Here is a 1,037-nt window from a genome sequence, read left to right as displayed (position 1 = left end):
AGAAGCCTTCCGCTTACCGTTCGACAGGCTTGATCAGTCGAACACGGTTCCTGTTTGGGTGATCTCTCGGCAGCCGCGGCATAACGGCAGGGCCTCCTGGTAGCTCGGGGTTGCGATCCCAACCGAGCAGCACCAGGAGGCCCTGTGTCGCAGTCTTTCGTGCTCGCGTCCGCGGAGTCCAACGCGCCGTCACTGGAGTGTGACTGCCTCGCGCACAGGTTCGGCAACGCGGCGGACGGTCCGGAGCGCGTCCGGTGTTACGGCTCTGACCTGACGGAGGCGGAGTGGCAGGTCGTCCGGCCGTTGCTGCCGGTGCCTGCGTGGCTTCAGGGGCGGGGTGGTCGGCCGGAGGGCTTCTGCCACCGCGTGATGCTGGACGCGGTGCGCTATGTGGTCGACAACGGCGTCAAGTGGGCCAACCTGCCGGCGGACTTCCCGCCATATCGGCGGGTGCACGCCTTCGCCCGCCGCTGGCAGGTCACGGGCCTGCTTGCCGAGCTCCACGACCGGCTGCGCGACAGGGTGCGCCAGAAGGAGGGCCGCTCACCGGACCCGACGGCCGCGATCGTGGACTCGCAGTCGGTGCGGGCGGCAGCAAATATCCCGAGCTCAACGTCCGGCTGGGACGGCGGGAAGAGGGTGGGCGGCCGCAAGCGGCACCTGGTGGTGGACTGTCTCGGCCTGGTTCTGGCGGTCATGGTGACCGCGGCGAGCGTGCAGGACCGGGACGCGGGAGTGCCGCTGCTTGAACGGCTGCGCACACTGTATTTCTCCATCCGCCTCGTCTGGGCGGACGGCGGCTATGCGGGCCGGCTGGTGGACTGGGCGGCCGAGAAGTGCCAGCTCACCCTGGAGATCGTCAAACGCTCCGACGACACGGCGGGGTTCGTGGTGCTGCCGCGCAGGTGGGTGGTGGAAAGAACGCTGAGCTGGCTGATGCGTTCGCGTCGTCTGGTGCGTGACTACGAGACGCTGCCCGCCATGCACGAGGCCATGGTGCTGTGGTCCATGACCATGCTCATGAGCGGCCGCCTGGC

1 protein-coding gene is annotated in these 1,037 nt (G+C 68.6%); it reads left to right on the top strand.

Features of this window, described 5'->3' with window-relative positions:
• Positions 1–144: 144 nt before the first annotated feature.
• A partial coding sequence (locus AB0D12_RS41380) for an IS5 family transposase (protein WP_362695288.1) occupies positions 145–1,037 on the top strand: 893 nt, incomplete at its 3' end.

Origin of the sequence: Streptomyces sp. NPDC048479, from assembly GCF_040651435.1 — a bacterium.
GTDB lineage: Bacteria > Actinomycetota > Actinomycetes > Streptomycetales > Streptomycetaceae > Streptomyces.
Note: the sequence above shows the minus strand (reverse complement) of the source record. Positions and strands in the feature narration are given on the sequence as shown.